Below are 12,495 nucleotides of genomic sequence, written 5' to 3'. Positions count from 1 at the left end.
TTCTGAAACAAGGACCGATTCGATGAGCCACTTTGAACTGACACACGTCGACAGCGACGAACAGCATCTGGCCTGCTTCGATGTGATGCGCGAACTGCGGCCGCACCTGACCGATGCCGCGGCGTTCGTCGCGCAGGTGCGCCGGCAAGCCGCCCACGGCTACCGTTTGCTGGCCGCGCGGCAGGACGGCCGGGTCGTGGCGCTCGCCGGATACCGTGTGACGGAAAACCTGATTTACGGGCGCTTCGTTTATATCGATGATCTGGTGGCGAGCAGCGACGCGCGCCGTCATGGCCTCGGTGCCAAGCTGATCGACGCGGTGCGCGCCGAAGCGAAGAGCCTCGGCTGCGCGTATCTGGTGCTCGACACTGCGCTCGCGAACGCGCTGGGTCAGCGCTTCTACTTCCGGCAGGGGCTGCTGGCCCGCGGGCTGCACTTCGGCCAGGCATTGCAGGTGGAATGAACCATGGCACGACTGCTTTATCTGGAGTGCAGCCCGCACGCCGGGCGCTCCGCCGGCGCACAAATGCTGCGTCCGATCCTCGACGAATTCGAAGCCAAGGGTGTGCGGGTGACGACGAGGATCCTGTCCGGACCCACGCTCGAACCGATTTCGACCCACTACGCGCGAGCGATCACGTCGCCCGGCCAGCCGAACGACAACGCGTTTGCCGGTTCGGAACAATTGATCGGCGAACTCGAACATAGCGATGGCGTGCTGATCAACACGCCGATGCATAACTTCACGGTGCCCGCCGCGCTGAAGCTGTGGATCGATTACGTGCTGCGTATCGGCCGTACCTTCGTTTCCACGCCGGACGGCAAGGTCGGGCTGCTGCAGGACAAGCCCGTGCTGGTGCTGGTGCGCTCGGGCGGCGCCTGCACCGGCGATGACGCGCGGCAACCCGATTTCCTCACGCCTTATCTGCGTCACGTGCTGCACACGATCGGTATCGGCAGCGTGCAGTTCAACTACCTGGCCGGGCGCGAACCGCCGGACCACATGTGGGCCGACGCGCGGCGCAATGTGTATTCCTTTCTCAATCTTTTATCGTCGAACGGAGCATCCGCATGAGTACTCTTCGCTTGCCGTATAGCAAGTTGTCCGCCGAAGCCTATCAAGGCTTTATCGCCACCAAGCATGCATTGGAAAAAAGCAGCCTCGGCAAGGAGCTGATCGAGCTCGTCTATCTGCGGATTTCGCAGATCAACGGCTGCGCGTTCTGCCTGGAGATGCATACGAGGTCGTTGCGTGAAGGCGGCATGCCGACGGCCAAACTCGATAGCGTGGCCGGCTGGCATGCGAGTTCGCGCTTTACCGAGCGCGAGCGGGTTGCGTTGGCCTGGACGGAGTCGCTGGTGGACGTGGGTCATACCCACGCACCGGACGAAGACTTCGAGCCGCTTAAAGCACATTTCAGCGAGACGGAAATTTCCGACCTGTGCTTTGCGATTGCACTGATGAGTGCGTTCAACCGGCTCGCGATCGGTTTGCGGCAATAGGCTCGCGCGAGGCGAGCCAAGCTGATGTGAGCCGAGGGACTTCTACAGGCCCTCGCAACCGAGACGTCGGAGCGAGTCGTCGATCCACGACTTGTCGTCGAATTTTCCCGACAGTGTGTTCTCCAGGATCACGACCTCGTTCGCGCTCTTCTTCGCGGCCATCGCGTAGACCGTCTCGACCTCGTCGTAGGGCACGCAGGTGAAGCCATCCGCGTCGCCCACGATCAGATCGCCGGGCTCGACCACCATGCCGTCGAAAGCCACCGGCACGTTGATCTCGCCGGGGCCGTCCTTATACGGGCCCCGGTGGGTCACGCCGGCCGCATAGACCGGCATGTCGTGCTTGCTGATCCAGTCGGAATCGCGAATCGCGCCGTTGATGATCATGCCGGCAAAGCCGCGCTTCATCGCGTACGACAGCATCAGCTCGCCGATGATCGCGTTGGTCAGATCGCCGCCGGCATCGACCACGATCACATCACCGGGCTGGGCCAGCATCAGCGCCTTGTGCACCATCAGATTGTCGCCGGGCCGCGTCTTGACCGTGAATGCGGGGCCGCACAGCACGCCGCCGGCATGCATCGGACGCAAGCGCGCGCCGCCTGCGCTCATGCGCGACATCACATCGCTGATGCAGGCCACCGGCACACGGGCAAAGCGGTTCGCCACTTCCACGCTGACCGCGCGTTGGCGTTCGAAAATTTTGAATCCGATCGACATGTTGGGTGTTCCTCTAAAGGGCTCGGCACGATCCGGGCCGTGAAATGAAGCGCAGCAGGAGAGTCGCAGCAAAATGAGTCGCGGCAATCAGGCCATCACGCCAGCAGACGGGCGAGGCGCGCGACACCTTCCTTGATCGAACGCTCGTCGGTCGCATACGACAGCCTCAGCGCGTGCTTGCCGGTGCTGCCGAACTCTTCGCCGCGTCTGACCATCACGCCCGCTTGCGCGGCCTTCGCGGCGACGTCGAGCGATGTGCCGAGGTGATCCGGATACCGCAGCCAGAAATAGAACGCGCCGTCGGAGCGTCGGAACTGGATGTTCGGAATTTCACGCAGACACGATTCCATCAGGTCACGCCGCGTCTGGAACACGCGCCGCATCTTCTCCGCATCGTCGCCCGCTTTCAGCAGTGCGGTCGCGCCGGCGAACTGATTGGCCGAGTTGATCGAGCCGTTGAACGTGCGGTGCGCGGTGGATGCGGAGGCAATCAACTGCGATTCGCCGACGAGGTAGCCGAGCCGCCAGCCGGTCATCGCGTATTTCTTCGAGAATGTGCGGCTGACGATCAGGTGCTCGCGCAGGCCAGGTACGTCGAGCGCCGACACGAACGCGTTGTCGTACGTGAGTCCTTCGTAGGCTTCGTCGCACAGAATGACCAGCCCATGGCGTTTGACGATGTCCGCGAACGACGCCCATTCGGCCGGGCTGATGATCGCGCCGGTCGGATTCGATGGGTGGCACAGCACGATCAGTTTGGCGCCCTTCGCATCGTTGTCGATCGCATTGAAGTCGAGTTCGCCGGCTTCATTCCTCGCAAAGCGCTTGACACTGCCGCCGGCCAGATTGATCCCGTCCAGATAGAGCGAGTAGGTCGGGTCTTCCAGCAGCACCACGTCGCCGGGATTGATGAGCCCCAGGATGGTCGCGGTGAGGCCCGCCGAGCCGCCGTGAGTGACGAGAATGTTCTCCGACGAAAAGCCGTTGCCTGCTACGCCGACCGCCGCCTGCAGGATGGCGTTGACGAGTTCGCCGCGGCCTTCCTGCGGCGAATAGTGCGTATAGCCCGATTTGATCGCCTGGATCTGCGCATCGATAACCACTTGCGGCGTATCGAAGTCCGGCTCGCCGATCGCTAGCGAAATTTTGTCGGTGGCGGCCGCGATCAGATTCTTGCTGCGCAGCGACTGACTTCTGACGCGCAGTACCGCGTCGGATGAAATCGAAGGGGAGGGCGGATTCAATTGACTTTCTCCATTTTTCTCGGCACCACGCCGAGAAATTCACGGGTTCTCTGTTCCTTGGGGTTGTCGATCACCTCGTGCGCGGGGCCCTGTTCGACGATGTTGCCGTCGGCCATGAAGACGACACGGCTGCATACTTCGCGGGCGAAGCCGATTTCGTGGGTAACGACCAGCATCGAGATGCCGAGCGACGCAACCTCTTTCATCACGTTCAGCACTTCGTTCACCAGTTCGGGATCGAGCGCGGAAGTGGGTTCATCGAACAGGATCACTTCCGGGTCCATCGCCAGCGTGCGAGCAATCGCGACGCGCTGCTTCTGACCACCGGACAATTCCGACGGATAGGCATCCATGCGATCGGCTAGTCCCACCCGCCGCAGCAATTCGCGCCCGCGGTTGATGGCTTGATCGCGTGGTGTTTTGAGAACGTGCAGCGGACCTTCGATCACGTTTTCCAGCGCGGTCTTGTGCGGGTACAGATTGAAGTGCTGAAACACCATGCCGACTTTCTGCCGCTGTCTGGCGAGGCGCTTGCCGAAGATTTCCCTCAGCGTGTCGCCATGGCGTTCATAGCCGATGTAGTTGCCGCACACCTTGATCGACCCGCTCGTCACCTCTTCGAGGTGATTCACGCAACGTAGCAGTGTGGATTTGCCGGACCCCGAAGGACCGAGAATGGCCACCACCTCGCCCTTCATCACGTCGAGATCGATGCCGTTGAGCACGACCTTGTCGCCAAATCGCTTCTTGACGTTGACGATCTCTACAACCGGCGCTTCAGATTCGGCCATGTTCTTCAACCTTTCCATATATCGCTCGAGCGCTGGATCTGTCATGCCGCATCCAGATTCACGTTGATCTTCGCCGCGCCGGTTTTCTTGTTACTGCTCCGGGTATAGCCCTTGCCGATCGAGCGTTCCAGATAGTATTGGCCGATCGTTGCGACCGTAACGAGCACCAGATACCAGATCGTGGCCACGACGAGCAGCGGCATCACCGCGTAATTGACCGCGTAGATTTCCTGCACGTTGCTCAGCAGATCGCCGCCGGAAATGAACGCGACCAGCGCGGTTGCTTTCAGCAGATTGATGGCCTGGTTGCCGGTGGGCGGCACGATGACCCGCATCGCCTGCGGCAGGATGATCCGGCGCATCGCCTGGCTTTCGGTCATACCCGTCGTGATCGCGGCTTCCCGCTGGCCGGGGTCGACCGACATGATCCCCGCGCGGACGATTTCGGCCATATAGGCGCCGTCGTGCAGCGAGAACCCGACCACGGCGGCGGTGAAGCCCGAGATCACCGCATTGGTCTTCAGCATCACGCCGAAGCCGGTAAAGGGCACGCCGAGAAACAGCACCGGAAACAGCGCGGCGAGGTTGTACCAGAAGATCAGTTGAACCAGCAGCGGCGTGCCGCGGAAGAACCACAGATAGCCGTTCGCGATGGTCACGAAGATGCGGCTTTTCGACAGCCTCATGATCGCGATCACGGTGCCGATGATGATCGCCAGTATCTGGCAGACGATCGTGACCACCAGCGTTACGCGCACGCCGGACAGCACATGCGAATCGAACAGGTAATGGCCTATTACTGGCCACTGCATGTTCTCGTTGTCGGCGAGGCGGAATAAAAACGACAGCAGAAAGACCAGTACCACGAATCCAATCGCGAGCTGGACTGGATGTTTGCTGCGAACAATGCGCAGTTCATGACCGCGCGCGTCATTCATTTCCATGGCAGTGTCCCTTCGCGTCCAGAGCGTTTGGCGCGACCGCCATTGCGTTGACCGGACTGCTCTTGCTAGTGGTGCCCGACGGTGTCCGACGCTACGGCGCGCGCAACTGGCCACACCGTAGCGTTGATTCGACGACTCGCGTCAGTTCTTCGCTTGCATTGCATTGATCGCCGGGCTGTCGACGCGCATTTGCGACACGCCATAGAAATCGACGATCTGTTTGTCGATCCCCTGTTTGGAGATGCCCTCGAACGCGAGTTGCAGCGCCTTGGCGAGCTGCGCGTTGCTCGACTTGACGGCCGCGCCGTGAAGTCCGGATTCGAACAGATCACCGGTCAGCTCGGCCTTGTCGCCGGAGGTCTTCACGATATTGGCCGCGATCGCATAGTCGATACCCATCACGTCGATACGACCAGTGCGCAGCGCGAGGTCCGATGCGCTGGCCGACGGATAGCCCTGCACGGTCACCGCCGGTTTACCGGCCTGCGTGCAGGCATCGGACTGCCGTTGCGCGATCGCGAGTGACAGGCTGCCGACCGGGCCGCCGGCGATCGTGCCGCACAGATCCGCGACCGAATGGATCTTCTTCGGATTGCCCTTGGCCACGATCAACTGCTGGCCGGTCTTCGTGTAGTCGACGAAGGTCACCTGCTTTTCGCGCTCGGGCGTGTCCGAAAAGTCGGACATCGCGACGTCGAGGCGGCCCGAGGTCAGGCCGATCACCATCGACCCGAAATCGGTATTGATGACCTTGATATGCAGCCCCAGCGCCTGGCCGAGTGCCTGCATGAAATCCGCTTCGATACCGGTGATGCCGCCGTTCTCGCGATACAGGTAAGGCGGCAGCGTGGTTTCGCCGCCGATGGTCAGCACGCCTTTTTCCTTGATGTCGCTCGGCAGCGCGGCGACAGCGGCCGGGTTCAGCGCAGCCTTCGAGATTTTCGAATTGAGCACGAAGCCGTCGGCGTTGGTTTCGGCATGCGCCGGGCCGATCGAACCCAGCGACGCGGCGCAAATCAGCGACAGCGCGGAAATTGCCTTGAATCCATTTTTCTTGAACATGGTTACCTGTTGTTTTCAGTCGGGAGAAGTTGCTTCAAAACGATCGAAACATCTAGGGGTTTTCCCTCTGGAGGGGCCTTCATTTGGCAAATCAGCTGGCAAATCGGCGTGCATCTTGTGAAAGCCTATCGGTACAAATTCATGTAAAAAAGCGAATTTTTTAGTTCTGATAGGATCGATTTTTTTCATGTATCGGATTGCCGTCGAATCGGGCGGCAGCGAGCCGATACGGCAGCGGGGAGGGGGAGCGATGATTACGCTAAAGCAGATCGAGGCGCTGTACTGGATTGCGGAGCTTGGCAGTTTCGATGCGGCCGCGTTGCGGCTCAGCACCACGCAATCGGCGATTTCGAAGCGCATCCAGGAACTCGAAAGCCGCTTCGATCTGGTGATCTTCGATCGCACTCGGCGCGCCGCGGTCCTGACGCCGAAGGGCGAGGAGATCCTGCAGTCGGCGCGGCAACTGCTGAACATGCGCGACGGCCTGCTGGTGCAACTGGGCGCGAAGGACGCGATGTTCCGCAGGCTGCGGCTCGGCGTGACCGAACTGACCGCGCTCACGTGGCTGCCTATTCTGGTGGACCGTTTGCGCGAGCGTTTTCCGCAGTTGGAGATCGTGCCGGAAGTGGGGCTCGGCCACATGCTGTACGAACGGCTCGCCGATCACACGATCGATCTGATCATCGTGCCCGACGTGTTCCATGACCCACGCTTTTTCACGCTGCCGGTGGGGACGGTCAGAAATGCATGGATGTACGCCGAGGGCGTGATGCCGGCTAAACGCACGTTCGCGCTGACCGAGATCGCGCAGCAAACGCTGATCGTGCAGGGCAAGGACTCCGGCATGGGCATCGCTTACGGCCAGTGGTTCCGTGCGCATGGCATCGAGACGCCGAAAACCGTCGTGTGCAGCAATCTGCTCGCGCAGATCGGGCTGACCGTGTCGGGGCTAGGCGTCAGCTTTCTGCCGAAGGACTGTCTGTCGCATCTGATCGACCACGGCGCGCTGCGTTCGGCCAACACGACGCCGGCATTGCCGAAGATCCAGTACGCGGCGATGTATCTGCCGACTCAGCAGGTCGATTTTCTCGGCGAAGTGGCGAGGCTATGCCACACGTGCTGCGATTTTTCGCGGCTGGTGTTGCAAGTTTGACGTGTAAATTTGCCGGCGCATCACGTGGGCCGGCATAGCGCTACATGTCGAGAATTCGATGGCGCCGCAACGCGTCGATCTGCCACTGCACGATGCGCGTGCGATGGGCACGCGCGGCGCTGGCTGCCGCGACCGGATCGTTGGCGCGCGCGGCTGTGGTGATCGCGCGCAGAGCGTCCGTCTGCGCATCGGGCCAGTCGATCAGCCGCAACGTCATGTCGCGCACGCGGCGCATCTGATCCCGGCATTCGCCGACGATCTGCGTCAGACGCGGATTGTCCGCGAGCGTCAACAGATGCGCGTAGAACGCGTCGCCGGCCGCGGCCCACGTGGCGAGGTCGTCGCGCTCGAACGCGCGTTCCATGTCGTTGCAGGCTTTGTCGAGCGGTTTCAGGTCTTTCGCCTTCAGGCCCGCGCGGGCGACGGCTTCGGCGGCCGTTGCTTCGAGGCTCGCCTGAACCTGCTGCACTTCCTCGATGTCCGCGATCGATACGCTGCGCACGCGCATGCCGTGCCGCGGCACGATCACCAGCAGATTTTCCTTTTGCAAACGCACCAATGCCTCGCGCACCGGCGTGCGGCTCACGCCGAATAGCGCGACCAGTTCCTGTTCGAGCAACTGCATGCCCGGCCGGAATTCGTTGGACAGGATGCGCGCGCGAATCTGCTGGTAGACCGCGTCGGTCGAGGTTTCGCGCGGCGGTTGCGGTGCCGTGCCGGCAGTCGAAGCGTGAGCCATGTTGTGCGGGCGCTGACCCTGCGTGCGTCGAAAAGGGCGGACCACGCCGACGCCGCATGGGGGCCGAAGGCACGCCGACTGGGCCGTCGCACGACGTGCGACGGCTTCGGCTGATTATACGGGAGCGCGGCGCCGAGCGAATTAACGCATACGCTAATGTCGGCGCCCGGAAAGGAAAAAGTGCCGTGGATACCCGATTCGACCGCGTTTCGTGAACTATGGCGGACTACGGCGGGCTACTTGTTGTCGTCCCATACCTCGTCCGGCACCGGCAAACCGGCGAGGTCTTCCGGCGTCAGCGGGCGGTCCGCGGCGACGTTCTCGCGCTCCAGCATCAACGCGACCTGGCGTGTGTGCTGCGCCGCATGCCACGCGGTGCGCTCCATCACTTCATGCATCGAGCGACGCCCGTAATAGGTGGGCACGTCGTACGACAGCGAGCGGTCCGATTCGCTATCCCACCAGTCGAGCAAACGCTGCCGCACGCCTTCGCCCCAGCGCGCGATGTCTTCTTTCGTCCACTCCGCGGGCGGTTGGTCATCGAACGATTCGAAGCGCAGGTCGATCTGCCGCGCGGCCTCGATCCCCATCTCGGCGACGCGGAAGACATGGAACGTGAGGCCGGCGGGTGTCCGGTTGCGGTTGCGGAACGTCACGCGGAAGTACTCGTCGCCGAACTGACGCGTATAGCGCGCGTTCGCCTCGAGGATGTGAGCGAGCTTGCCGACCAGTTCGGCGGGCGGCAGCGGCGGGTTCGGATCGGTCTTCAGATCGAGAAAACGGATCACGTCGTTGATGCTCTGGCAGAACGTGTAGCGCTTGCCGATCGCGACGACCGGCACGCTGCGCACACCGAGTTCGTAGAGCGCGTCACGGCCTGCTGGATCGTTGTGCACGTCGATCGATTCGTACGCGATGCCGTGTTTGGTCAGAAACTCTTTCGTGCGCAGACACGACGAGCAGCCGGGCTGCCAGAACACGCGAATCCGTGCGCCTGTGGTCGCGCTGGAAGTTTTTTGCGTTGGCGTATTCATGGCTGTCTCCCTCTTTTCCGTTTTCCGTTCGATGCCGTCAGGTGCGATTACGTAACGATAATCCGCCCGTTGCATGCCGCGTAAAAGCAGTGCTTCGTCATGCTGCCATCGCGGTACACGATGACGGTGCATTCCGGCACGCGCGATTCGCTACACTGCGGTGTCCGCGACTTCATCGACCATCGTCATGCCTTCGCTCGATCCTCTGTCGTTACGACTCTTCGTCGCCGTCGCCGAGACCGGCACGATCGCGGCCGCGGCCGGGCGCGAGCACATCGCCGCTGCGGCGGTCAGCAAGCGCATCAGCGAGATCGAAACGCTGCTCGGCGTCAGCTTGCTGCATCGCACGAACAAGGGCGTGGCGCCCACCGACGCGGGGCGTCGGCTGGTGGCGCTCGCGCATCGCGCGCTGCATCAACTCGATGACATCGCGGTGCAGATGCGCGATTACACCGAGGGCGTCAGCGGTCTCGTGCGCGTCGCCGCGAACATCTCGTCGATCGTGCAGTTTTTGCCGCGCGAGCTGCGCGGTTTCGCGGCAAGCCATCCGCAGGTTCGTATCCAGCTTGAGGAGAAGCCGAGTACGCAGGTGGTCCGCGCGCTCGTCGACAATGCCGCCGATATCGGCATTTTTACGGCGGTGCCGCATGGCTATGCAGTGCAGGCGTTTCCTTATCATCAGGATAATCTGGTGCTGGTCGCGCCGCCGGATCATCCGCTCGCCGAGGTTGGATCGCTTGCGTTCGCCGACACGCTTGCACATGAATTCGTTGCGCTGCCGCCCGATACCGCGATCAGCCAGCAGTTGACGCGCGCCGCGCACGAGCACGGTCAGCCGGTGCGCATCCGCATTCAGGTCACCGGCTACGACGCGCAGTGCGTGATGATCGCCGCCGGTCTCGGGCTCGGCGTGATGCCGGAAGCGGTTGCGAGGCAACGGGCGGGCAACGACGGGCTCGCGATCATCGCGCTGACCGACGCGTGGGCCGCGCGCGATCTGCTGGTCGGCGTGCGTTCGCTCGATGCGTTGCCGGTCGCGTGTCGCGCGCTGGTTATGCATCTGGCTGGCGTGTGAGGATGGCGTGAGCACGGGATGAGCAATGCGCGACTCGCAGCGATTGCACGGGGGAGCGCGGTGCTAAGATTGCCCGCACACTGCGCATCGTGGCGATGCGCTTCGAAAGAGGACAACATCATGTGTGCGTCGCGCGCGACACCGCCGGCCCGGCCCGCGAAACGACCAGCAAGCGGCACCGCGAGCCGCGCACCCGCGCGTGCGGCGAAAACGGCGAACGCGCCTAAAGCCGCGAAAGCGCCGAAGGCCGCAAAGCAGGCGCCCATCGCGCCACACCGGCCTTCCACGCCGGAACCGGAGCCAACCGCCACCAACAACCCCACCACCCGCAACCTCGCCGACGCGCGCCGCACCCGCTCGACCGACACCGCCTACCGCGAGCTGCGGCGCAAGATCATCGAAAGCGAACTGGCACCCGGCACGCAGGTGCTCGAACAGGAACTCGCGCTGATGCTCGGTTGCAGCCGCACGCCGATTCGCGAGGCCGCGGTGCGGCTGCAAAGCGAAGGGCTCGTGCGGATCGTGCCGCGCCGCGGCATTCGGATCGTGCCGGTGTCGATCTCCGATATTCGCCATATCTATGACGTACTGATCAGCCTCGAATCGACCGCGGCGGGCCTCGTGGCCGCACGCCGCGACGCCGACCTCGCGCCTCTCGACGACGCCTGCGCGCGCATGACCGATGCGCTCGCGAGCGGCGACATGCTGGCGTGGGCGCAGGCCGACGAAGAGTTTCACGAGACGCTGGTGGCGCTCGGTGGCAACACGCGTCTGATGCAACTGGTGATGAATTGCCGCGACCAGGTGCATCGCGTGCGGCGTCTGACGCAGCGCGTAAAGCCGCACCCGCAGCCGGCCAAATCGATCGAGGAGCACCTCGCGATCGTCGCCGCGATCCGCCGCGGCGATGCGGCGAGCGCAAGCGGCCTGTATCGCGCGCATCGCGAACGCGGCTGGCGCGATCAAACCAATGTGCTGATGCAGTTCGGTATCCAGCAGGCCTGAAACAACGTTTCGTCTTCCTGCTTTCCCGCCTTCGCCTCCCGACGAGCGGGTTAACCTGCACGCGATTGTCCTTTCCTTAGCCGCAAATAACGCATACATTAATTTACGCGTTTCGTTACCGGAAACGCGTCGCGCGGCGCTGTTTCCGACTCGGCGCAAGTGCCGCGGCCACACCACAACAAAACGGCTCGACCGTGACTACTGGATGGAGACACATACGATGTTGGCGATTCGTCGATTCGCGCGAAGTATCTGTCTGACGGCTGCGTTCGCGGCCACCGTTGCCGGCGCTGCGTTCGTGCAGCCCGCGCAGGCCGCGCCACTCACCGTTACGCACTGGGGCGACGGCATGTACGGGGTGCCGTTCGCGGTCGCGCTGGAAAAGGGCTTTTTCAAGGAGCAGGGCGTCGACGTCACCGGCTTCATCACGTCGGAAGGCGGCGGTACGACCGTGCGCAACGCGATGGCCTCCGATATTCCGTACGGCGAAGTGGCGCTGCCCGCGGCGATTTCCGCAATCAAGCAAGGTGTCGATCTGACCATCGTTCACGGCGGCGTGCAAAGCCTCGCCGATCTCGTGTGGGTCGAGACGAAGAACGGCACGATCACCAACATCAAGCAGATGAAGGGCAAGACGATCGGCTACAGCAGCCCGAAGTCGACCACCGACACGATCAGCACGATTGCACTCGATCGCGCTGGGCTCACGGGCCAGGTGCAACGCAAACCGGTAGGCAGTTCGAGCGGCATGCTGACGTCGTTGCAGCAGGGCGCGGTCGACGTCGCGTATATGACCGAGCCTGCCTTTAGCGAGAAGCAGGACATCGTGAAGATTGCGTTCCGTTCGAGCGATATCGTGCCGAACGAAACGCAAACCGTCGGCGTAGTGCGCACCGATTATCTGAAGGCGCATCCCGAGGTGATTCGCGGCATCATCCTCGCGCGTCGCAAGGCCGTGCAGTACATCGCCGCGCATCGCGAAGAAAGCGCGCAGATACTCGCGCGCCAATACAAGATGGATCCGAAGATCGCACTGTCGGCGATCAACAATGTGCTCAACGCCGATCCGAAGTACTGGAGCGAGGGCAGCTTCGACATGCCGAGCATGGACGAAGTGCTAAAGGGCCTGCTGCTCGTCAAAGCGATTCCTCCCGGACCGTTCGACTGGTCGAAGATCGTCGACCAGTCGCAGCTGCCGGCGGATTTGCGCTCGAAAGGCTGAGGT

15 protein-coding genes are annotated in these 12,495 nt (G+C 62.6%); 7 read left to right on the top strand and 8 right to left on the bottom strand.

Annotation, left to right across the window (positions count from 1 at the left end; translation table 11 throughout):
• The first annotated feature begins 22 nt into the window (after window positions 1–22).
• From L0U82_RS37875 to L0U82_RS37865, 3 genes are read left to right on the top strand one after another with little or no spacing between them, the layout of a single operon-like run.
• Window positions 23–463, top strand: coding sequence for a GNAT family N-acetyltransferase (locus L0U82_RS37875; RefSeq protein WP_233838954.1), 441 nt, complete (start codon window positions 23–25; stop codon window positions 461–463).
• Window positions 464–466: 3 nt separating this feature from the next.
• On the top strand, window positions 467–1,075 hold the full coding sequence (locus L0U82_RS37870; protein WP_233838953.1) for an FMN-dependent NADH-azoreductase: 609 nt from the start codon (window positions 467–469) through the stop codon (window positions 1,073–1,075).
• Window positions 1,072–1,503: a carboxymuconolactone decarboxylase family protein gene (locus L0U82_RS37865; protein WP_233838952.1), complete on the top strand. Its 432-nt coding sequence runs from the start codon at window positions 1,072–1,074 to the stop codon at window positions 1,501–1,503. The genes L0U82_RS37870 and L0U82_RS37865 overlap by 4 nt, the downstream gene beginning before the upstream one ends.
• Window positions 1,504–1,545: 42 nt before the next feature.
• Here L0U82_RS37865 and L0U82_RS37860 read toward each other — a convergent pair whose 3' ends face one another.
• The 6 genes from L0U82_RS37860 to L0U82_RS37835 all read right to left on the bottom strand — a co-directional run bounded on the left by L0U82_RS37860 (window position 1,546) and on the right by L0U82_RS37835 (window position 6,453).
• Window positions 1,546–2,223 carry an RraA family protein gene (locus L0U82_RS37860; RefSeq protein ID WP_233838951.1) on the bottom strand — a complete coding sequence of 226 codons (678 nt, stop codon included), beginning with the start codon at window positions 2,221–2,223 and terminating at the stop codon, window positions 1,546–1,548.
• Between the two features lie 95 nt (window positions 2,224–2,318).
• On the bottom strand, window positions 2,319–3,467 hold the full coding sequence (locus L0U82_RS37855) for a pyridoxal phosphate-dependent aminotransferase (RefSeq protein ID WP_233838950.1): 1,149 nt from the start codon (window positions 3,465–3,467) through the stop codon (window positions 2,319–2,321).
• Window positions 3,464–4,258, bottom strand: coding sequence for an amino acid ABC transporter ATP-binding protein (locus tag L0U82_RS37850; RefSeq protein ID WP_233838949.1), 795 nt, complete (start codon window positions 4,256–4,258; stop codon window positions 3,464–3,466). Before L0U82_RS37850 ends, L0U82_RS37855 begins: the two co-directional genes overlap by 4 nt.
• Window positions 4,259–4,299: 41 nt before the next feature.
• On the bottom strand, window positions 4,300–5,202 hold the full coding sequence (locus L0U82_RS37845) for an amino acid ABC transporter permease (RefSeq protein WP_233838948.1): 903 nt from the start codon (window positions 5,200–5,202) through the stop codon (window positions 4,300–4,302).
• Between the two features lie 141 nt (window positions 5,203–5,343).
• Window positions 5,344–6,264 carry an ABC transporter substrate-binding protein gene (locus tag L0U82_RS37840; RefSeq protein ID WP_233838947.1) on the bottom strand — a complete coding sequence of 307 codons (921 nt, stop codon included), beginning with the start codon at window positions 6,262–6,264 and terminating at the stop codon, window positions 5,344–5,346.
• Between the two features lie 15 nt (window positions 6,265–6,279).
• Window positions 6,280–6,453: a hypothetical protein gene (locus L0U82_RS37835; protein WP_233838946.1), complete on the bottom strand. Its 174-nt coding sequence runs from the start codon at window positions 6,451–6,453 to the stop codon at window positions 6,280–6,282.
• Between L0U82_RS37835 and L0U82_RS37830 the strand changes: the two genes are divergently transcribed.
• Window positions 6,452–7,417, top strand: a complete 966-nt coding sequence (locus L0U82_RS37830) for a LysR family transcriptional regulator (protein ID WP_233838945.1) — start codon at window positions 6,452–6,454, stop codon at window positions 7,415–7,417. The two genes, L0U82_RS37835 and L0U82_RS37830, sit on opposite strands and share 2 nt — an antisense overlap.
• A 40-nt stretch (window positions 7,418–7,457) precedes the next feature.
• On the opposite strand, the gene L0U82_RS37825 is transcribed toward L0U82_RS37830, so the two are convergent.
• Together L0U82_RS37825 and L0U82_RS37820 are read right to left on the bottom strand one after the other, a co-directional pair.
• Window positions 7,458–8,156: a GntR family transcriptional regulator gene (locus L0U82_RS37825; protein WP_233838944.1), complete on the bottom strand. Its 699-nt coding sequence runs from the start codon at window positions 8,154–8,156 to the stop codon at window positions 7,458–7,460.
• 236 nt (window positions 8,157–8,392) lie between these two features.
• Window positions 8,393–9,190, bottom strand: coding sequence for a glutaredoxin domain-containing protein (locus L0U82_RS37820; RefSeq protein ID WP_233838943.1), 798 nt, complete (start codon window positions 9,188–9,190; stop codon window positions 8,393–8,395).
• A 187-nt stretch (window positions 9,191–9,377) separates the two neighbouring features.
• Between L0U82_RS37820 and L0U82_RS37815 the strand changes: the two genes are divergently transcribed.
• The 3 genes from L0U82_RS37815 to L0U82_RS37805 all read left to right on the top strand — a co-directional run bounded on the left by L0U82_RS37815 (window position 9,378) and on the right by L0U82_RS37805 (window position 12,492).
• Complete coding sequence (locus L0U82_RS37815) at window positions 9,378–10,265, top strand: LysR family transcriptional regulator (protein ID WP_233838942.1); 888 nt, start codon at window positions 9,378–9,380, stop codon at window positions 10,263–10,265.
• 120 nt (window positions 10,266–10,385) lie between these two features.
• A complete protein-coding gene (locus L0U82_RS37810) occupies window positions 10,386–11,270 on the top strand; it encodes a GntR family transcriptional regulator (protein WP_233838941.1) in 885 nt (294 codons plus the stop codon).
• A gap of 220 nt (window positions 11,271–11,490) precedes the next feature.
• Window positions 11,491–12,492 carry an ABC transporter substrate-binding protein gene (locus L0U82_RS37805; protein WP_233838940.1) on the top strand — a complete coding sequence of 334 codons (1,002 nt, stop codon included), beginning with the start codon at window positions 11,491–11,493 and terminating at the stop codon, window positions 12,490–12,492.
• Window positions 12,493–12,495 lie beyond the last annotated feature (3 nt).

Origin of the sequence: Paraburkholderia sp. ZP32-5, from assembly GCF_021390495.1 — a bacterium.
Classification (GTDB): Bacteria; Pseudomonadota; Gammaproteobacteria; order Burkholderiales; family Burkholderiaceae; genus Paraburkholderia.
This window is presented reverse-complemented; position numbering and strand designations above follow the sequence as displayed.

Coding starts and splice junctions, on each gene's coding strand:
- L0U82_RS37865 (WP_233838952.1), top strand. CDS start 1,072: ATGAGTACTCTTCGCTTGCCGTATAGCAAGTTGTCCGCCGAAGCCTAT.
- L0U82_RS37870 (WP_233838953.1), top strand. CDS start 467: ATGGCACGACTGCTTTATCTGGAGTGCAGCCCGCACGCCGGGCGCTCC.
- L0U82_RS37820 (WP_233838943.1), bottom strand. CDS start 9,190: ATGAATACGCCAACGCAAAAAACTTCCAGCGCGACCACAGGCGCACGG.
- L0U82_RS37815 (WP_233838942.1), top strand. CDS start 9,378: ATGCCTTCGCTCGATCCTCTGTCGTTACGACTCTTCGTCGCCGTCGCC.
- L0U82_RS37810 (WP_233838941.1), top strand. CDS start 10,386: ATGTGTGCGTCGCGCGCGACACCGCCGGCCCGGCCCGCGAAACGACCA.
- L0U82_RS37875 (WP_233838954.1), top strand. CDS start 23: ATGAGCCACTTTGAACTGACACACGTCGACAGCGACGAACAGCATCTG.
- L0U82_RS37860 (WP_233838951.1), bottom strand. CDS start 2,223: ATGTCGATCGGATTCAAAATTTTCGAACGCCAACGCGCGGTCAGCGTG.
- L0U82_RS37850 (WP_233838949.1), bottom strand. CDS start 4,258: ATGGCCGAATCTGAAGCGCCGGTTGTAGAGATCGTCAACGTCAAGAAG.
- L0U82_RS37835 (WP_233838946.1), bottom strand. CDS start 6,453: ATGAAAAAAATCGATCCTATCAGAACTAAAAAATTCGCTTTTTTACAT.
- L0U82_RS37825 (WP_233838944.1), bottom strand. CDS start 8,156: ATGGCTCACGCTTCGACTGCCGGCACGGCACCGCAACCGCCGCGCGAA.
- L0U82_RS37830 (WP_233838945.1), top strand. CDS start 6,452: ATGTATCGGATTGCCGTCGAATCGGGCGGCAGCGAGCCGATACGGCAG.
- L0U82_RS37840 (WP_233838947.1), bottom strand. CDS start 6,264: ATGTTCAAGAAAAATGGATTCAAGGCAATTTCCGCGCTGTCGCTGATT.
- L0U82_RS37805 (WP_233838940.1), top strand. CDS start 11,491: ATGTTGGCGATTCGTCGATTCGCGCGAAGTATCTGTCTGACGGCTGCG.
- L0U82_RS37845 (WP_233838948.1), bottom strand. CDS start 5,202: ATGGAAATGAATGACGCGCGCGGTCATGAACTGCGCATTGTTCGCAGC.